At 70.5% G+C, this 18,515-nt stretch carries 18 protein-coding genes and 1 pseudogene; 11 read left to right on the plus strand and 8 right to left on the minus strand.

The features are described 5' to 3' along the window. A pseudogene (locus BG418_RS23495) lies at positions 1–175 on the minus strand (Crp/Fnr family transcriptional regulator); the annotation flags it as partial. Positions 176–371: 196 nt separating this feature from the next. Between BG418_RS23495 and BG418_RS23500 the strand changes: the two are divergent. From BG418_RS23500 to BG418_RS23515, 4 genes are all read left to right on the plus strand, one after another. After that, on the plus strand, positions 372–824 hold the full coding sequence (locus tag BG418_RS23500) for an Rrf2 family transcriptional regulator (protein WP_188275964.1): 453 nt from the start codon (positions 372–374) through the stop codon (positions 822–824). A 128-nt stretch (positions 825–952) separates the two neighbouring features. Continuing rightward, on the plus strand, positions 953–2,152 hold the full coding sequence (locus tag BG418_RS23505) for a globin domain-containing protein (protein ID WP_188275965.1): 1,200 nt from the start codon (positions 953–955) through the stop codon (positions 2,150–2,152). Between the two features lie 119 nt (positions 2,153–2,271). Continuing rightward, positions 2,272–2,862, plus strand: a complete 591-nt coding sequence (locus BG418_RS23510; protein ID WP_188275966.1) for an N-acetylmuramoyl-L-alanine amidase — start codon at positions 2,272–2,274, stop codon at positions 2,860–2,862. 22 nt (positions 2,863–2,884) lie between these two features. Beyond that, positions 2,885–3,787, plus strand: a complete 903-nt coding sequence (locus BG418_RS23515; RefSeq protein ID WP_188275967.1) for a 1-aminocyclopropane-1-carboxylate deaminase/D-cysteine desulfhydrase — start codon at positions 2,885–2,887, stop codon at positions 3,785–3,787. A 3-nt stretch (positions 3,788–3,790) separates the two neighbouring features. On the opposite strand, the gene BG418_RS23520 is transcribed toward BG418_RS23515, so the two are convergent. Next, the gene (locus BG418_RS23520) at positions 3,791–5,389 is read right to left on the minus strand and encodes a Na+/H+ antiporter (RefSeq protein ID WP_188275968.1); all 1,599 of its coding nucleotides are present in this window, start codon (positions 5,387–5,389) and stop codon (positions 3,791–3,793) included. Positions 5,390–5,429: 40 nt separating this feature from the next. Between BG418_RS23520 and BG418_RS23525 the strand changes: the two genes are divergently transcribed. The 3 genes from BG418_RS23525 to BG418_RS23535 all read left to right on the plus strand — a co-directional run bounded on the left by BG418_RS23525 (position 5,430) and on the right by BG418_RS23535 (position 7,368). Beyond that, positions 5,430–5,690 carry a UBP-type zinc finger domain-containing protein gene (locus BG418_RS23525; RefSeq protein WP_188275969.1) on the plus strand — a complete coding sequence of 87 codons (261 nt, stop codon included), beginning with the start codon at positions 5,430–5,432 and terminating at the stop codon, positions 5,688–5,690. A gap of 302 nt (positions 5,691–5,992) precedes the next feature. Beyond that, on the plus strand, positions 5,993–6,406 hold the full coding sequence (locus tag BG418_RS23530) for an anti-sigma regulatory factor (protein WP_067163834.1): 414 nt from the start codon (positions 5,993–5,995) through the stop codon (positions 6,404–6,406). A 32-nt stretch (positions 6,407–6,438) separates the two neighbouring features. Further along, complete coding sequence (locus BG418_RS23535; RefSeq protein WP_188276541.1) at positions 6,439–7,368, plus strand: RNA polymerase sigma factor SigF; 930 nt, start codon at positions 6,439–6,441, stop codon at positions 7,366–7,368. Positions 7,369–7,422: 54 nt separating this feature from the next. Here BG418_RS23535 and BG418_RS23540 read toward each other — a convergent pair whose 3' ends face one another. Then, positions 7,423–7,887 (minus strand): hypothetical protein, encoded by a 465-nt coding sequence (locus tag BG418_RS23540; RefSeq protein WP_188275970.1) that lies wholly within the window; start codon positions 7,885–7,887, stop codon positions 7,423–7,425. A 103-nt stretch (positions 7,888–7,990) separates the two neighbouring features. Between BG418_RS23540 and BG418_RS23545 the strand changes: the two genes are divergently transcribed. After that, entirely contained in the window at positions 7,991–8,959 is a 969-nt protein-coding gene (locus BG418_RS23545) for a diacylglycerol kinase family protein (RefSeq protein ID WP_188275971.1), read from the plus strand. 315 nt (positions 8,960–9,274) lie between these two features. Beyond that, positions 9,275–9,532 (plus strand): WhiB family transcriptional regulator, encoded by a 258-nt coding sequence (locus BG418_RS23550; RefSeq protein WP_004937597.1) that lies wholly within the window; start codon positions 9,275–9,277, stop codon positions 9,530–9,532. Positions 9,533–9,709: 177 nt separating this feature from the next. On the opposite strand, the gene BG418_RS23555 is transcribed toward BG418_RS23550, so the two are convergent. Continuing rightward, positions 9,710–11,176, minus strand: a complete 1,467-nt coding sequence (locus tag BG418_RS23555; RefSeq protein ID WP_188276542.1) for a sensor histidine kinase — start codon at positions 11,174–11,176, stop codon at positions 9,710–9,712. Between the two features lie 469 nt (positions 11,177–11,645). On the opposite strand from BG418_RS23555, the gene nagB reads away from it, so the two are divergent. Continuing rightward, complete coding sequence (gene nagB, locus BG418_RS23560) at positions 11,646–12,431, plus strand: glucosamine-6-phosphate deaminase (protein WP_188275972.1); 786 nt, start codon at positions 11,646–11,648, stop codon at positions 12,429–12,431. Between the two features lie 265 nt (positions 12,432–12,696). Here the strand turns inward: nagB and BG418_RS23565 are convergent, their stop codons facing one another. The 4 genes from BG418_RS23565 to BG418_RS23580 all read right to left on the minus strand — a co-directional run bounded on the left by BG418_RS23565 (position 12,697) and on the right by BG418_RS23580 (position 17,425). Then, a complete protein-coding gene (locus tag BG418_RS23565; RefSeq protein ID WP_188275973.1) occupies positions 12,697–14,202 on the minus strand; it encodes a glycoside hydrolase family 3 protein in 1,506 nt (501 codons plus the stop codon). Between the two features lie 9 nt (positions 14,203–14,211). Further along, positions 14,212–15,066, minus strand: a complete 855-nt coding sequence (locus BG418_RS23570) for a carbohydrate ABC transporter permease (RefSeq protein ID WP_188275974.1) — start codon at positions 15,064–15,066, stop codon at positions 14,212–14,214. A 2-nt stretch (positions 15,067–15,068) separates the two neighbouring features. Continuing rightward, the gene (locus BG418_RS23575) at positions 15,069–16,064 is read right to left on the minus strand and encodes a carbohydrate ABC transporter permease (protein ID WP_188275975.1); all 996 of its coding nucleotides are present in this window, start codon (positions 16,062–16,064) and stop codon (positions 15,069–15,071) included. Positions 16,065–16,144: 80 nt separating this feature from the next. Continuing rightward, positions 16,145–17,425, minus strand: coding sequence for an extracellular solute-binding protein (locus BG418_RS23580; protein WP_188275976.1), 1,281 nt, complete (start codon positions 17,423–17,425; stop codon positions 16,145–16,147). Between the two features lie 284 nt (positions 17,426–17,709). On the opposite strand from BG418_RS23580, the gene BG418_RS23585 reads away from it, so the two are divergent. Then, complete coding sequence (locus BG418_RS23585; RefSeq protein WP_188275977.1) at positions 17,710–18,474, plus strand: GntR family transcriptional regulator; 765 nt, start codon at positions 17,710–17,712, stop codon at positions 18,472–18,474. Positions 18,475–18,515 lie beyond the last annotated feature (41 nt).

Consider the following 18,515-nt stretch of genomic DNA (forward strand, 5'->3'; position numbering starts at 1 on the left):
GGTTCACCCGGTACGTACCACCCTGCACCTGCACCCACGGCAGCATCCGCAGCAACCACCGAGAGGTGATCTCCTGCATCTGAGGAGCGGACTTGGTCGTGGTCGCCAGATTCCGCGCGGCCGCCGTGCCAAGACTCTGCTGCGCGCGGTTCTCGGACCCTGCCTCGACCGACATGTGACTCCCTCTCGATCTTCCGATCATGAGCTGACCTGCGCCAAGAAGCCTTCCAGCACGGACCGTGCCGACGCCATCACACAAATGAGTGGGAATGGAACGGCGTCGGCGGGGCATGTTGCGTTTTCCCGGGAGGCCAACCTCACCATCCGGCCACAAAGTTGCACACAATATGCAAGTTATCTACGGTGAGGTCATGCGGCTGACGAGATTCACGGACCTGGCGCTTCGCGTACTGATGCGGCTGGCCGTCGTCGGGGACGGCGCCCAGGAGGTTCCGCCCACCACCCGCGAGGTGGCCGAGATCATGCGGGTGCCTTATACGCACACCGCGAAGGTCGTCGCCAAGCTCCAGCACCTCGGGCTCGTCGAGGCACGGCGCGGCCGCGGCGGCGGGCTCGCGCTCACCCCGGCCGGCCGCCGGGCCTCGGTCGGCGGACTCGTCCGCGAACTGGAGGGCGCCGGCGACGTGGTGGAGTGCGAGGGCAGCACGCCGTGCCCGCTGAACTCGGCGTGCCTGCTGCGCGGGGCGCTGCGCCGCGCCCAGGAGGCGTTCTTCGCCTCGCTGGACCCGCTCACCATCGGCGACCTCGTCACCTCGCCGACGGGCCCCCTGCTGATCGGCCTGGGCCGGGCGCCGGTGTCGTAAACGGGCAGCGGACCCGAGCGGCAGCCACTGAACCGACACACCTTCGGGCTTCGTCACACCCAAAAATACGACTTTCAGATGCCAATTATCGACCGCCGACCAAGCCACCACGTCATCGAGGAGCTCCGTTGCTGTCCGAGAAGTCGACCGCGACCGTCCGCGCCACCCTGCCCGCCGTCGGCGCGGCCATCGGCACCATCACCGAGCGGTTCTACGAGCGGCTGTTCGCGGCCCGTCCCGAGCTGCTGCGCGATCTGTTCAACCGGGGCAACCAGGCCGCCGGGGTCCAGAAGCAGGCGCTCGCGGGGGCCATCGCCGCCTTCGCGACCCACCTGGTGGACCACCCGGACGACCGTCCCGACGTGATGCTCGGCCGGATCGCCCACAAGCACGCCTCGCTCGGCATCACGGCCGAGCAGTACGAGGTCGTGCATCGGCATCTCTTCGACGCGATCGTCGAGGTGCTCGGTGAGGCCGTCACGCCCGAGGTCGCCGCCGCCTGGGACGAGGTCTACTGGCTGATGGCGAACGCCCTGATCGCCATCGAGGCGCGGCTCTACGCCGAGCAGGGCGTCCTCGCCGGGGACGTCTGGCGCGAGTGGACCGTGGTGGGGCGCCGCGACGAGACCGCCGACGCGGCCACCTTCCGGCTGCGCCCCGCCGACGACGCCCCCGCGCCCCGCTTCCGCGCCGGCCAGTACGTCTCCGTCCAGGTCGAACTCCCGGACGGCGCCCGCCAGATACGCCAGTACAGCCTCAGCGGCGCCCCCGGCTCCACCACCCGCTCGATCACCGTCAAGCGGGTCCGGGGCGCGGCCGGGGCACCCGACGGCGAGGTCTCCCAGCATCTCCACGCGCGCGTGCGCGAGGGCGACCGGCTGCGCGTCTCGGCCCCGTACGGCGATCTCGTCCTCGACGACACGGACGCGCCGCTGCTGCTCGCCTCGGCGGGGATCGGCTGCACGCCGATGCTGTCGATGCTGGAGCAGCTGGCGGACGCCGGGCACCGCGCCCCGGTGACCGTGGTGCACGGCGACCGCTCCCCCGCCGAGCACGCGCTGTGTGAGGACCACGCGGCACTGACCGCCAAACTCCCCGATGGCGCCGCCCACTTCTGGTACGAGCGGCCGGACGCCGGTCACCCCGCCGACCGTACGGGCCTGGTGGACCTGGCCTCGGTCGCGGTCCCGTCGGGCACGCGCGCGTACCTGTGCGGACCGCTGCCCTTCATGCGGGCGGTACGCACACAGCTGCTCGCCAAGGGCGTCGCCGCCGCCGACATCCACTACGAGGTGTTCGGCCCCGACCTCTGGCTGACGCGGGACTGAGACGAACCGGGCGGTCTGTCCGGATCGGCTCGCACAGCGCCCGAACAGATCGCCCAGGTACGGAAGTTCCGGTAATAATCGGCACACTTCATTCCGTACCACCTGCAAAGGAGTCGGCCATGGCCCCACCCATGTCCGCTGACCAGTTCCTCGCCGTACTGCGTGCCGAAGGCCTGCGGGTCGTCGAGGTCGGCGAGTGGCGCACCCACAACCGGGCCGGGCACGGCGCCTGGGGCCCGCTCAACGGCGTGATGATCCACCACACCGCCACCGAGGGCGCCGACGCGACCGTACGCATCTGCTACGACGGTTACGAGGGCCTGCCCGGCCCGCTCTGCCACGGCGTGATCACCAAGGACGGCACCGTCCACCTCGTCGGCAACGGCCGCGCCAACCACGCGGGCGCGGGCGACGGCGACGTCCTGGCGGCCGTCATCGCCGAGAAGCGCCTGCCGCCGTGCGACGAGGCCGACACCGACGGCAACGCGCGCTTCTACGGGTTCGAGTGCGAGAACCTCGGCGACGGGAACGACCCCTGGCCGGACGCCCAGCTCGAAGCCATCGAGAGAGCGGCGGCCGCGATCTGCCGCCACTACGGATGGACCGAGCGGTCGGTGATCGGCCACAAGGAGTGGCAGCCCGGCAAGGTGGACCCGCGCGGCTTCACCATGGACTGGCTCCGGGGCAGGGTCGCCGAGCTGCTGAAATGACGGGGAAAGCGACAATGGACGCGTGACCCCCGAAGCGCTCGACCTCACCACCCGCCTGCGGCCGCGTATCCCTTCGCCACTGCAACGGATCGAGGACGAGCGCTTCACCCGTCACGGCGTACGCCTCCTGCTCAAGCGCGACGACCTGATCCATCCGGCCCTGCCCGGCAACAAATGGCGCAAGCTCTCGCTGAACCTGCGGGAGGCGGCCGGGCGGCCGGTGCTCACCTTCGGCGGGGCCTATTCGAACCATCTGCGCGCCACGGCCGCCGCCGGGCGCCTACTGGGCTTTCCCACCATCGGCGTCGTCCGGGGCGACGAGCTCGCCCACCGCCCGCTGAACCCGTCGCTCGCCCAATGCGCGGCGGACGGCATGCGGCTGCACTTCTTCGACCGCTCGACCTACCGGCGCAAGGCGGAGCCCGAGATGCTGGACGGCCTCAAGGAGCTCTTCGGCGGCGACCTCTACCTCGTCCCCGAAGGCGGCAGCAACTCCCTCGCCGTGCAGGGCTGCACCGCCCTCGGGCGCGAGCTGCACGGCCTCGCCGATGTCGTCGCCGTCGCCTGCGGGACCGGCGGCACCCTCGCCGGGCTGGCCGCCGGGCTCGCGGAAGGGCAGCGGGCCATCGGGTTCCCGGTGCTGCGAGGCGGCTTTCTGGCCGAGGAGATACGGGAGTTGCAGCGGCACACCCTCGGCGCACCCACCGCCAACTGGTCCCTGGACGAGCGCTTCCACTGCGGCGGGTACGCCCGTACCACCCCCGAACTCGACGCCTTCGCCGCCGACTTCGAGGCCCGCCACCAGCTGCCCGTCGAACGTCTCTATGTCGCCAAAATGCTGTACGGGCTGCTCACGCTCGCCGAAGAGGGCTCGTTCCCGAAGGGAACGAGCGTGGCCGCCGTCATCACCGGACAGCCCCTCTAGGGGTCACGACTCGCCCTCCCGGTACGCCGCCGCCTCCTCCAGGTCCAGCCTGCGCAGCAGCGTCCGCAGCATCTCGTCGTCGATGCGCCGCGCGTCCCGCAGCTGCACGAAGACCTCGCGCTCGGCGCCGATCATCTCCCGCGACAGCCTGCGGTAGACGTCGTCGGCCGACTCGCCGGTCACCGCGTTCACCTCGCCCAGGCGCTCCCACACGGAGTTGCGGCGCCGCTCCAGGACCGTGCGCAGCCGGTCGGCGAGCGGCGCGGGCAGCGCGTTGGCCTCGTCGGCCAGGAGCTCGTCCAGACGGGCCTCGGCGGCCGTCGAGGCCTGGCTCTGCGCCTGTGCCTCGGCCAGTGTCTCGGCCCGCGTGTCCCGCCCCGGCAGCTTCAGCGCCCGGATCAGCGGCGGCAGCGTGAGCCCCTGCACCACCAGCGTGGCGATGACCGTCGTGAACGTCAGGAAGAGCACCAGGTCCCGCGCCGGGAACGGCAGGTCGTCGTGGGTCGTCATCGGGATCGAGAACGCGATGGCGAGCGAGACCACGCCCCGCATCCCCGCCCAGCCCACGATCACCGGCGCCGTCCAGTTCGTGTCGGGCTCGCGCGTGCGGATCCGCTCCGAGAGCACCCGGGGCAGGAAGGTCGCCGGGAAGACCCAGACGAAGCGGACCACGACGACCGCCGCGAAGACCGCCACCGCGTACAGGGCCGCCTCCCAGCCCTCGTACGCGCCCAGGCCCTTGAGCACCACCGGCAGTTGCAGCCCGATCAGCGCGAACACCGCCGACTCCAGGACGAACGCGACCATCTTCCAGACCGCCGCCTCCTGGAGCCGGGTCGCGAAGTCCACCTGCCAGGAGCGATGGCCCAGATAGAGCGCCACGACCACCACGGCAAGCACCCCGGACGCCCCGACCTGCTCGGCCGCCGCGTACGCGACGAACGGGATGAGCAGCGAGAGCGTGTTCTGGAGCAGCGCCTCGGTCAGATGCGTGCGCAGCCAGTGGATCGGCGCCATCAGGATCAGGCCGATCCCGACCCCGCCGACGGCCGCGAGCGCGAACTCCCGCACCCCGCCCGCCCAGGTCGCCCCCTCCCCGACGGCGGCCGCGAGCGCCACCTTGTACGCGGTGATCGCGGTCGCGTCGTTGACCAGCGACTCCCCTTGCAGAACCGTGGTGATCCGCCCCGGCAGCCTGAGCCGCCGGGCGATCGCGGTGGCCGCGACCGCGTCCGGCGGCGCCACCACCGCCCCCAGCACCAGGGCCTCGGTCAGCGGCAGGTCCGGCACCATCAGATACGCGAGCCAGCCGACGGCCAGGGTCGCGAACAGTACGTAACCGACCGAGAGCAGCGCGACCGGCCGCAGATTGGCGCGCAGATCGAGATACGAGCTGTCCACGGCGGCCGTGTACAGCAGCGGCGGCAGGATCAGCGGCAGCACGATGTGCGGATCGAGCGTGTACGCGGGCACGCCCGGCACATAGGCCGCGACCAGCCCCGCGGCGACCAGCAGCAGCGGCGCCGGCACCGGTGTGCGGCGGGCCGCCCCGGCCACCGCCGCGCTGCCCGCCACCAGTGCCACCAACGGCAGTGCTTCCATCCCAGCCCCCTCACAGCCGGACCGTCGTAACCTGGCAATCATGAGCGAGTGCCCGCACGTTGCCGAACTGCCGCGCCCCGAGCCCGCGCCGCTGAGCGACACGTGCCCCGAGTGCCGGGCCGCCGGGACCCACTACGTCCAGCTGCGGCTCTGTCTGGTCTGCGGCTATGTGGGCTGCTGCGACTCCTCGCCGATGCGCCACTCGACCGCGCACCACAAGCACACCGGCCATCCGGTGATGCGCACCATGGAGCCGGGTGAGAACTGGCGCTGGTGCTTTGTGGACAACCTCCTGGTGTGAGGCGTGAGGTCGGGCGGGCCTGGACGGTTCGACGGCCTTCGGCCTGGGTACGTCAACCCGGCGCCGGTTCACAGCAATTGGGCACCGCACACCCCTAGCCACTGTCCGTGCTCATATGCTTACCATGAGTGACAGCTGCCGGGAGGGGTCCCGGCGACACGGCACCATGGATCGCGATAGCGTCGCCCCCCGAGCACCAGATCGCGTGGACGACGCACGATCACCGCATTACGTACCGCATGGCCCCGGAGGCGTCCCCTCCGCCGGGGCCCGAGAGAGCTTGTGCCACCTTGGAGGTGAGGGTGTCCCAGATCGCAGGCGAGCCCGGGAATCAGGACTTCGTGGAAGTCCGGCTGCCGGCCGCGGGTGCCTACCTGTCGGTGCTGCGTACGGCCACGGCCGGCCTCGCGGCACGTTTGGACTTCACCCTCGACGAGATCGAGGATCTGCGTATCGCGGTCGACGAGGCCTGCGCGATCCTGCTCCAGCAGGCCGTTCCCGGCTCCGTACTCAGCTGTGTCTTCCGCCTCGTCGACGACTCGCTGGAGGTCACGGTCTCCGCGCCGACGACCGACGGCCGGGCCCCCGAGCGCGACACCTTCGCCTGGACGGTGCTCTCGGCGCTGGCCGGCAAGGTCGACTCCTCGGTCGCCGACGACCGTACGGTCTCCATCAGCCTGTACAAACAGCGCGGCGCGGGACCCGGACCGGCGTGAGCGGGGAGGGTCCGGTGCGGGACGACGAGCACATCCCCGAGACGCTGGCACAGACGCGGCGCCCTGCGGGAATCCCGGAGCAGCAGGCCCGGCCGCACCCGGTGGACGGACTTGACGGCCTCAGGGCCGTGGCGGAGCAGACGCGGCAGGCAGAGCGGGCGGCCCACATGAGCGAGCACATCGAGCACACGCAACACCACCACGACCCGCAGGACCGCAGCGGGGCGCGGGCGATGTTCATCGAGCTGCGCAAGCTTCCGGACGGCTCGCCGGAGAAGGCCGAGCTGCGCAACAAGCTGGTCCGGATGCATCTGCCGCTGGTCGAGCACCTGGCCCGGCGCTTCCGCAACCGCGGCGAGCCGCTCGACGACCTGACCCAGGTCGCCACGATCGGCCTGATCAAGTCGGTCGACCGGTTCGACCCGGAGCGCGGCGTGGAGTTCTCGACGTACGCGACCCCGACGGTCGTCGGCGAGATCAAGCGGCACTTCCGCGACAAGGGCTGGGCGGTCCGGGTGCCGCGCCGCCTCCAGGAGCTCCGCCTCGCCCTCACCACGGCCACCGCCGAGCTCTCCCAGCAGCACGGCCGCTCGCCCACGGTGCACGAGCTGGCGGAGCGCCTGGGCATCTCGGAGGAGGAGGTCCTGGAGGGCCTGGAGTCGGCCAACGCGTACTCCACGCTCTCCCTCGACGTCCCGGACACGGACGACGAGTCGCCGGCGGTCGCGGACACCCTGGGCGCCGAGGACGAGGCGCTGGAGGGCGTCGAGTACCGGGAGTCGCTCAAGCCGCTCCTGGAGGACCTGCCGCCGCGCGAGAAGCGGATCCTGCTGCTGCGGTTCTTCGGCAACATGACGCAGTCGCAGATCGCCCAGGAGGTCGGCATCTCGCAGATGCACGTCTCCCGCCTGCTGGCCCGCACGCTGGCCCAGCTGCGGGAGAAGCTGCTGGTGGAGGAGTAGGCCCCTGAGCGAGGGGCGTACGGGAGCGAAAACCCGCTCCCGCGTGTACGCGTCCTAGGGCGCGTCCGTCCCGCCCGCGCCCCGCACGCCCAGCGCCTGGGCCGTGGCCGGGTTGACCAGCAGGACGAGGCCGGTCACCGCGGCGACGGCCACCGCGATGCCCACCGGGATCGCCGGGCCGTTCGCGGTGAGGAACATCCAGGCCACCGGGAGCGCCAGGATCTGGGTGATCAGCGCGGGCCCGCGGCTCCAGCGGCGGCGCAGGAAGAGCCCGCGCGCGGCCAGCAGCGGGATGAGGCCGAGGACGATCATGGTCACGCCGCCCGTCTCCGCCGTGCGCGGCTGGTGCGGCCGGCCCATCAGCCCGATGGTCAGCATGTAGAGGCCGACGCCGACCAGGGCCAGGCCCTCGATCGCGGCGATCGCGGCCGCCTGCGTGAGCCGGCGGGGGCGTGGCCCGTCCGGGGCTCCGGCGCCGTCGTGCTGCTGCTCGCTGTCGGGGTGCTGCTCAGTACTCACCCCAGCAGGGTAGCCCCGCACGTAAAGGATCTTGCGTGCGCCCGCGTACGTCACACAGGGGCGGGACTGCGCCGGGTACCGCCCGGTAGGTACCCTGGCGACCATGCGTGCACTTCTCGTGGTCAACCCGGCGGCTACCACCACCAGTGCCCGCACCCGTGACGTCCTCATCCACGCCCTGGCCAGCGAGATGAAGCTGGAGGTCGTGACCACGGAGTACCGGGGGCACGCCCGCGATCTGGGGCGGCGGGCGGCGGACGACAGCGACATCGACCTGGTCGTGGCGCTCGGCGGCGACGGCACCGTCAACGAGGTCGTCAACGGTCTGCTGCACAACGGCCCCGACCCGGAGAACCTGCCGAACTTCGCGGTCGTCCCCGGCGGCTCCACCAATGTCTTCGCGCGCGCGGTCGGTCTGCCGAACGAGCCGGTGGAGGCGACCGGCATACTCCTCGACGCGCTGCGCGAGGAGCGGAGCCGGGTGGTGAGCCTGGGCCTCGCGGCCGGCACGCCGGGCACCGAGGACGAGGGCGTCCCGTCCCGCTGGTTCACCTTCTGCGCCGGATTCGGCTTCGACGCCGGGGTCATCGGCCGGGTCGAACAGCAGCGGGAGCGCGGAAAGCGCTCGACGCACGCGCTGTATCTGCGCCAGGTGGCCAGACAGTTCCTCTCCGAGCCGCACCGCGGCAAGGGCAGGATCACCCTGGAGCGGCCGGACCAGGACCCGGTCGAGAACCTGGTGATGTCGATAGTGTGCAACACCGCCCCCTGGACCTACCTGGGCAATCGCCCGGTCTTCGCGGCTCCGGACGCGTCCTTCGAGACCGGCCTCGACATGCTGGCGCTCACCAAGCTGTCGATGTCCACGGCGACCCGTTACGCGACCCAGCTGCTGACCTCGACACCCGAAAAGGGTCCACACGGCAAGCACGCCGTCTCCATGCATGACCTCACGGACTTCACCTTGCATTCCAAGGCCCCGCTCCCCTTCCAGATGGACGGCGACCACCTGGGTCTGCGCACCAGCGTGACGTTCACAGGCGTACGCCGTGCACTGCGTGTGATTGTGTGAGTGGAAGGGCCGAAAGTCCTTTAACTCGAACGTTTGGGCTGGGCCCCACCCCATAGAAGTACGACTGTGACCCAGTCGACACCGAGGAATCAAAAAAAACTTTCCGGAAGGGGTTGTATCCGCCGCCGAGGTTTGCGAATCTCTACATGGCGATCGGGACGGCCCGCAACACCGGCCTCCGTGAGAGCCAGAACCCCTCCTCAGCTTCGGACCACAACCAGTTCACCTGGAAGTCGGCCCTTCCCTTGCGGGGGGATTCGTGAAAGCGTTCACATTCACAAGCCACCGTATGAAATACCAAGAGAGGTAGCAGCCATGGACTGGCGTCACAACGCCGTTTGTCGTGAGGAAGACCCCGAGCTGTTCTTCCCCATCGGCAACACCGGTCCTGCGCTGCTGCAGATCGAGGAAGCCAAGGCCGTCTGCCGTCGCTGCCCCGTGATGGAGCAGTGCCTGCAGTGGGCGCTTGAGTCCGGCCAGGACTCCGGCGTCTGGGGTGGCCTCAGCGAGGACGAGCGCCGCGCGATGAAGCGCCGTGCCGCTCGCAACCGGGCGCGCAACGCGACCGCCTGATCCCCCCTCTGCCTAGGCCCGCGCGGCGCGTACAGCGAGTACGCACTCACCGCCCCCCGAGCCGCAGCGCGCAGCAGTAACCCACAGCATCCGAGCCCCGGACCGATTCACTTGGTCCGGGGCTCGCTGCTGTGTGCGGTGTTCACGATCGCGTACGGGGAAAACCGGCGGCCCGGGTTACTTCTCCGCCCGCACCGGCACGTCGAGGACGACCTGGGTGCCGCGCTCGGGAGCCGCGACCATGTCGAAGGCGCCGCCCAGTTCGCCCTCGACCAGGGTCCGGACGATCTGGAGGCCGAGGTTCCCGGCCTTCTGCGGGTCGAATCCCTCGGGCAGCCCGCGGCCGTCGTCGCGCACAGTGATCAGCAGCCGCGCGTCCTCGCGGGTACCGCCGCGTACGGCCGAGACCTCGACCGTGCCGTGCTCCCCCTGGGCGAAGGCGTGCTCCAGGGCGTTCTGGAGGATCTCGGTCAGGACCATCGCGAGCGGGGTGGCGACCTCGGCGTCGAGGATGCCGAACCGGCCCGTACGCCGGCAGGTGACCTTGCCCGGGGAGATCTCCGCGACCATCGCGAGCACCCGGTCGGCGATCTCGTCGAACTCGACGCGCTCGTCCAGGTTCTGCGAGAGCGTCTCGTGCACGATCGCGATCGAGCCGACGCGCCGCACGGCCTCGTTCAGCGCCTCGCGGCCCTCCTCGGACTCGATCCGCCGGGACTGCAGGCGCAGCAGGGCCGCGACCGTCTGGAGGTTGTTCTTCACCCGGTGGTGGATCTCCCGGATGGTGGCGTCCTTGGTGATCAACTCGCGCTCACGGCGGCGCAGTTCCGTGACGTCCCGCAGCAGCACGAGCGAGCCGATGCGCGTGCCCTTGGGCTTGAGCGGGATGGCGCGCAGCTGGATGACCCCGCCGCTGCCCTCCACCTCGGCCTCGCGCGGGGCGTATCCGCTGGCCAGTTTGGCGATCGCCTCGTCCACCGGGCCGCGCGAGGGCGCGAGTTGGGCGGTGAGCTCGCCGAGGTGGTGGCCGACGAGGTCGGAGGCGAGCCCGAGCCGGTGGTACGCGGAGAGGGCGTTCGGCGAGGCGTACTGGACGATGCCGTCCGCGTCCAGCCTGATCAGCCCGTCGCCCGCGCGCGGCGACGCGTCCATGTCGACCTGCTGCCCCGGGAACGGGAACGACCCGGCGGCGATCATCTGCGCCAGGTCGGAGGCGGACTGGAGGTAGGTGAGCTCAAGCCGGGAGGGGGTGCGCACGGTGAGCAGGTTCGTGTTGCGCGCGATCACTCCCAGTACACGGCCCTCCCTGCGGACGGGGATGGACTCGACCCGGACCGGGACCTCCTCGCGCCACTCCGGGTCGCCCTCGCGCACGATCCGACCCTCGTCGAGCGCGGCGTCGAGCAGCGGGCGGCGCCCGCGCGGGACGAGGTGGCCGACCATGTCGTCCTGGTAGGAGGTGGGTCCGGTGTTGGGCCGCATCTGCGCGACGGACACGTACCGGGTGCCGTCCAGGGTCGGGACCCACAGCACCAGGTCGGCGAAGGAGAGGTCGGAGAGCAGCTGCCACTCCGAGACCAGCAGGTGCAACCACTCCAGGTCGGACTCACTGAGAGCGGTGTGCTGGCGTACGAGGTCGTTCATGGAGGGCACGTCAGCGAGGGTACCCGCGCGGGCCGCGGCGCCGGGTCGGGACCCTCGGCCCGTCCGGCACCGCAGCCCGGATATTGCCGGCCGACGGGTGTGCGGTGCCCCTCGGCCTTACGGGAGGTGCCCGGCCCGGTCAGGGCAGAGAGTGCCGTGCACCTCGTCCGGTCTCCTGTGCGGGGAGGCCGGAGGTCTGCTGGCCATTGTGGACTAGACCATTCCTGGGTGTCCATCCGTTTGCGTTGACGCGTCCCGGCCACGGACGCCCCGGCCCAGAGTGCCACGTTCGGCGCCGACATGCGCGATGCCTCCAAATGGCGGTCTCCGTATGCGTTCCGGAAACCCTCGCGACCGACCATGACAGGAGGGCGACAGAAGGCGCGACCACCCGCCGAAAAGGCCCTCGGCTCTGCTAGATTGGTCTATACCACATACGGTTCTCACGTCTCCAGATCGGCAGGCCCACGTGGAAGTTGTCATCGTCCCGGACGCCAAGGCGGGCGGCGAGCTCATCGCGGAGTCCATCGCGGCCCTGTGGCGCCGCAAGCCCGACGCCCTCCTGGGCGTGGCCACCGGCTCGACCCCGCTGCCCATCTACGACGCCCTGACGGCCAAGGTCGCCGCCGGTGCCGTCGACGTCTCGCGGGCCCGGGTCTGCCAGCTCGACGAGTACGTCGGGCTGCCGACCGGGCACCCCGAGTCGTACCGCGCGACCGTGCTGCGCCAGGTCGTCGAGCCGCTGGGGCTCGCGGCCGACTCCTTCCTGGGCCCGGACGGCTCGGCGGACGACGTCCAGGCCGCGTGCGAGGCGTACGACCGGGCGCTGGCCGAGGCCGGCGGGGTCGACCTGCAGATCCTCGGCATCGGCACCGACGGGCACATCGGCTTCAACGAGCCCTGCTCCTCGCTCGCCTCGCGCACCCGGATCAAGACGCTGACCGAGCAGACCCGGATCGACAACGCGCGCTTCTTCGACGACGACATCGAGCAGGTGCCGCACCACGTCATCACCCAGGGGATCGGCACCATCCTGGAGGCCCGGCACCTGGTGCTGCTCGCCACCGGCGAGGGCAAGGCCGAGGCGGTCGCCCAGACCGTCGAGGGCCCGGTCGCCTCGGTCGTCCCCGCCTCCGCGCTCCAGCTCCACCCGCACGCGACGGTGGTGGTGGACGAGGCGGCCGCGTCCAAGCTGAAGCTGGCGCACTATTTCCGCCACACGTACGCCAACAAGCCGGTGTGGCAGGGCCTGTAGCCCCCTGTTTGCACCCCACCCCGCCCCTTCCCGAAAGCCCTTGGCGGGCGGCCGGGTGGGGGTCGGGGTGGGCTGCCGGGGGCTTTGCCCCCGGACCCCCCTCTTTGTCTGAACGCCGGTGGGGGCTTGTCGCGCAGTTCCCCGCGCCCCTAGGAGCGCCCTCCGGGCGCATCTAAGGGGCGCGGGGAACTGCGCGAGCAACCACGCACGGTCCGCAGACGAACAACACCCGCCGGAGGCTTTCGGGAAGGGGCGGGGTGGGGGATCAGGCCCCCGCCACAACCTCCGCCGCCGCCCGGCCGCACACCCTCGCCGCGCCATGCGTGGCGATGTGCACCGCCCCCCTCGGGGGCGCCTGGGGCACGCCCATTTCGATCACCACCGTGTCGGGGCGCGCCGACAGCAGGGTGTGCAGGGCCGCCGACATCCACGGATGCCGGTGCTCGTCGCGGACGACCGCGACGATACGGCGGGTGCCCGCCGCGGCGAGAACCTCGGACGGATCCGCGTCCGGCCCGTACGTCCCCGTCTCCGTCCCCGGCACCAGCGCCGAAAGCTCCGCCGCCACCCCCCACGGCGTCTCGTCCCCGACGGCGATGTTCGCGACCGGGGTGAACGACGCCACATAGGGCGCGGCGGCGAGCGGCGCCGCATCCCCCGTCACGCGCAGCGCCCGCCGCGCCGCGACCAGGCCGATGTCGGTGCCGGGCGCGGTCCCCTCCTGCACGTCCGCGCCCGGCGCCGCAACGTCCCCCCTGGCCCGCCGGGTCCAGGACGCGAGGGCGCGCACCCGCGCCGCCGCGTCCGCCAGGCGTGACTCGGGCAGTTCGCCGGCCCGTACCGCGGCGACGAGGGCGTCGCGCAACCGCAGCACGGTGTCCTCGTCCGCAAGGCCGCCGCCGACGCACAACGCGTCGGCGCCCGCCGCGATCGCGAGGACCGAGCCGCGCTCGATGCCGTACGTCGAGGCGATGGCCTGCATCTCCACGGCGTCGGTGACGATCAGCCCGTCGTAGCCGAGTTCGTCCCGCAGCAGTCCGGTCAGGACACGCGGGCTCAGCGTCGCCGGGCGGGTCGGGTCGAGCGCGGGAAGAAGAATATGCGCACTCATGACCGACTTGGAACCCGCGGCGATCGCCGCACGGAAGGGCACCAGTTCACGGGCGTGCAGCGTGTCGAGGTCCACGTCGATGCGGGGCAGCGCGTGGTGCGAGTCGACGGCGGTGTCGCCATGGCCCGGGAAGTGCTTGGTGCAGGCGGCGACTCCGGCGGACTGGAGCCCCTCGATGTACGCGGCGGTGTGCCGGGCGACCAGCTGCGGGTCGGCGCCGAACGACCGTACGCCGATGACCGGATTGCCCGGATTGGAGTTGACGTCGGCGGACGGCGCCCAGTTGAGGTCGACCCCGCAGGCGGCCAGGCGGCGGCCCAGCTCATGGGCGACGTCCCGGGTCAGCGCCGTGTCGTCGACCGCGCCGAGCGCGAGGTTGCCGGGGAAGGACGAACCCGTACGGACTTCGAGGCGGGTGACGTCCCCGCCCTCCTCGTCGATGGCGACCAGGACATCGCCCCGCTCGGCCCTCAACTGGGCGGTGAGCGCGGCCAGTTGGGCGGCCGAGGCGATGTTGCGGCCGAACAGGCCGACCGAGGTCAGGCCCTCGCCGATCCGGCGCAGCAGCCAGTCGGGGGCGGTGGTGCCGACGAAACCGGGCTGCAGAACGGTGAGAGCATCACGCGTCAGAGTGTCTGTGCTGCGTGCGATCGTCGTCATGGAGCGGCGTCATCCCTTCACGGCGCCGGCCGTCAGACCCGCGGCCATCTTGCGCTGGACGAGGAGGAAGAGCGCCACGATGGGGACGGCCATCAAGGTGGAGCCGGCCATCATCGGGGCGAACTCGGTGCCGTGCTGGGTGGTGAAGCTGGAGAGCCAGACGGTGGCGGTCTGGTGGTTCTGGCTCATCAGCATCAGGGCGTAGAGGTATTCGTTCCACGCCTGGATGAAGCCGTAAACCGAGGTGGCCACCATGCCCGGGGCGAGCAGCGGGAACACGACGCGCAGGAACGCGCCGGTGCGGCTGCACCCGTCGACCATCGCCGCCTCCTCCAGCTCCTTGGGGACGTTGACGATGAAGCCGCGCAGCGTCCAGACCGTGAAGGGCAGGATGAAGGTGAGGTAGGTGAGGATCAGGCCGGACAACTTGTCGTACTGACCCAGGTCGTTGAGGAGCAGGAAGACCGGGATGATCATCGCGACCAGCGGGATCATCTGCACCGCGAGGATGCCGACGATCACGATCTTGCGGCCCCGGAAGGCGAACCGCGAGATGGCGAGCGCCGCGAGCAGGCCGACCGCGATCCCGATGACCACGACGACGAGCGAGACGATCAGCGAGCGGCCGATCGAGCCCCAGAAGTCGCCGATGTCCAGCGCCCGGCGGAAGTTCTCCAGGGTGAACGTCCGCGGGAAGAAGTGCGGGTTCGGGTCGATCGCGTCCTTGGCGGGCTTCAGCGCCGTGTTGAGCATCCAGTAGACGGGGAAGCCGGCGGTGGCGAAGACGAGCAGGCCGAGCAGGTTCCAGCCGAGCTTGGACTTCTTGCGGCGAGGGCGCGCGGGCGCCGATACGGAGGCAGCCATGGTTACTCCACCTCTCCGATCTTCAGCATCTGACGCATGTACACGGCGATCACACCGAGCAGCAGCAGCACGGTGAGCAGCGCGATCGCGGAGCCCTGCGAGTAGTCGTTGACCACGAACGCCTTGTCGTACGAGTACGTGGTGAGGAGCTGGAACTCGGGCTCGGGGTGGCCGCCGCGCATCACGAAGACCTGCGGGAAGACGCCCATGTCCCAGATGACGGAAAGCGTCGCCAGCATCACGATGATCGGCTTGAGGATCGGCAGGGTGACGTGCCGGAACACGCCCCAGGCGCCCGCCCCGTCGAGCCGGGCGGCCTCTTCGAGCTCCTTGGGGACCTGGGTGAGGCCCGCGCTCAGCGTGATCACGACGAACGGCACCGCGCCCCACACCACGAGCAGCATGATCACGGCGAGGCCCTGCGGGCCGCTGGCGAACCAGTTGTGGCCGTCCATGTCGACCCCGGGCAACCGGCTGAGCAGCCAGTTCAGTACGCCGAAGTCACTGTCGAACATCCACTTGAAGATGGTGATGGCGACGACGACGGGCATGCCCCAGCTCGCCACCAGCGCGATGTTGACGAGCGTCTTGACCCAGCCGGAGACCCGCTGGAGCAGCAGGGCGACCAGCATGCCGAGCACCATGGTCAGCACGACCGCGGTGAAGGCGAACAGGACCGTACGGACGACGACGGTCCAGAACTCGTTGTCGCTCAGGACGTTGGTGAAGTTGTCGAAGCCGACCGACTCGGGGCTCTTGAAGCCCCACAGCTGCGGCTGGCCGAACTTCTGGAAGGACAGGGTGACCAGGCGTACCAGCGGATAGCCGAGTACGACGGCGAGCGCGATCAGGCACGGGGCGAGCAGCGCCCAGGGCACCGCCGCCTGTCCCACGCCGCGCTTTCTGGCCGGCCCGTTCGGCTTCCCGGATTCCCCACTGTGTTGTGGGTCGCGCCGCGCCGGCGGCACCTTGGCGGTGGTTGTCTCTGCGGCACTCATCGCGCGCTCCTAGCGGTCCCTCTCCGGTACTGGCCGGGCGAGGGCCCCGTCGTTTGTCGGACGGGGCCCTCGCCCACAGGTCACTTGGTGTTGATGACCTTGTCGATCGCGGTGTCCGCGTCCTTCGCGGCCTGCTCGACCGACTTCTTGCCGGTGCCGATGGACTGGAGCATGTCCTGGAGGACCTTGGCCTTCTCGACCTGGCCCCAGCCCGGCGCCATGGGCACGAACCAGCTGGACTCGGCCGCGGTGGCCGCGACCGCCGTCTTCGGGTCCGACTTCAGCGGGGCGAGCGCCGTCTTGTTGTTGGGCAGGTTCTGCTTGGCGACGAGGCCCTTCTGGCCCTGGGTGCCGGTGAACGCGTTGATCCACTCGGCGGCGAGGCCCTGCGCCTTGGACTTGACCGGCACGGCCAGGTCGGAGCCGCCGAGGAAGACCGGCATGGCCTTGCCGGACGGGCCGGGCATCACGAACGACTCGATCTTGTCGGCGAGCTTGCCGACCTTGTCGTTCTCCGGCAGGGCCGCGCTGCCGCCCTCCCAGGCGGAGGCGAAGATCAGGTTGGACTTGCCCTGGCCGTAGACGATCGGGCGGTCGGCCTCGTCCTTCGTCTTGTCGCCGTGCATGTACTTGTCGAGGATGTTCTTGTACTCGGTCAGGCCCTTGAGGGACTCCGGCGAGGACAGGTTCGCCTTGAACTTGCCGCCGTCCTCCTTGGCGATGGAGCCGCCGGCGTCGTACACGTACGACATGGCCGCGTACCAGTCACGCGAAGGCTGGTACCAGGCGCTGAACTTGTCGCCCTCCTTGGCCTGGATCTTGTCCAGGTCGGCGGTGAGCTCGGTGTACGACTTCGGCGTGGCGGTGACGCCCGCGGACGCCGCGATGTCCTTGCGCCAGGTCGCCGTGCGGCCACCGGCGTAGTAGGGGACGCCGTAGGTCTTGCCGTCGTACGTGACGGAGGCCTTGAGGCCGTCGAGCCAGGCGGCGGAGTTGTCGAACTTCGACGGGTCGACCTCGGCGAAGGCGCCCTTGACCGAGTAGGCGAGCATCTCGGTGTTGCCCATCTCGACGACGTCGGGGGCCTTGTCGGTGGCGAGGACCGCGTCGAGCTTGGCGTTCTTGTCCGGCCAGCCGTAGTACTCGTGGCTGATCTTGAGGCCGGGGTGCTTGGCGACGATCGCGTCGTCGGCGGCCTTGACCAGGTCCGGCCAGTTCTTCTGGGCGTCGACCGTGAGCCAGACGGTGAGCTGCTTGGCGTCGCCGCCGCTGGCGCCGTCCTTCTTGTCGTCCGAACCACACGCCGCGACGCCGACCAACATGCCCGCGACGCCGATCGCCGCGATGAGCTTGCGCTTCACGCCACCCTCCTCAGGGATGCTGCAACCCCCCGCCCACCGCGAAGACATACGACGTGTACTGCCTGTGGGGCTGGGACCTGGTCTTTAATGGTTTAGACCAGTACCGGGAGCTTGGCCTAGACCTTTAGGGGTGTCAAGGGTGTATAAGAAGGGCTGTCGCGTCCGTTATCGGACCGACACCTGAGAGGGAGGGGACGACCCGTGACCGGTCCGTGCCACCATGTGAGCCGCGACAGACGGAGGAGCCGGTGACGGCAGCAGCGCAGCACTCGGGAGGGCGGGCCATGGCCACGGACGGGAGCGGTACGGAGACAGAGGCGGGCGCCGGCGCCCGTACCGCTCGCGTGCCCAAGTACTACCGCCTCAAGCGGCATCTCCTGGAGATGACGGAGACCCTGCCGCCGGGCACCCCGGTGCCGCCGGAGCGCACGCTCGCGGCCGAGTTCGACACCTCCCGCACCACCGTGCGCCAGGCCCTCCAGGAGCTGGTCGTCGAGGGCCGCCTGGAGCGCATCCAGGGCAAGGGCACCTTCGTCGCCAAGCCCAAGGTCTCCCAGGCGCTGCAACTCACCTCGTACACCGAGGACATGCGCGCCCAGGGCCTGGAGCCGACCTCCCAGCTGCTCGACATCGGCTATGTCACCGCCGACGACACCCTCGCGGGGCTGCTCGACATCACCACCGGCGGCCGCGTCCTGCGCATCGAGCGGCTGCGCCTGGCGAGCGGCGAGCCGATGGCGATCGAGACGACGCATCTGTCCGCCAAGCGCTTCCCGGCCCTGCGCCGCTCGCTGGTCAAGTACACCTCTCTCTACACCGCGCTCAACGAGGTGTACGGGGTGCGGCTCGCCGAGGCCGAGGAGACCATCGAGACATCGCTCGCCACCCCGCGCGAGGCCGGGCTGCTCGGCACGGACGTGGGCCTGCCGATGCTGATGCTCTCGCGCCACTCCATCGACGGCGACGGCGAACCGGTGGAGTGGGTGCGCTCGGTGTACCGCGGCGACCGCTACAAGTTCGTCGCCAGGCTCAAGCGGCCGACCGACTGAGAGCCCGAAGCGGTCCAAGGACCGACATGTCCGGCGGCCGG

This window comes from Streptomyces sp. CBMA152 (assembly GCF_014596475.1).
Classification (GTDB): Bacteria; Actinomycetota; Actinomycetes; order Streptomycetales; family Streptomycetaceae; genus Streptomyces.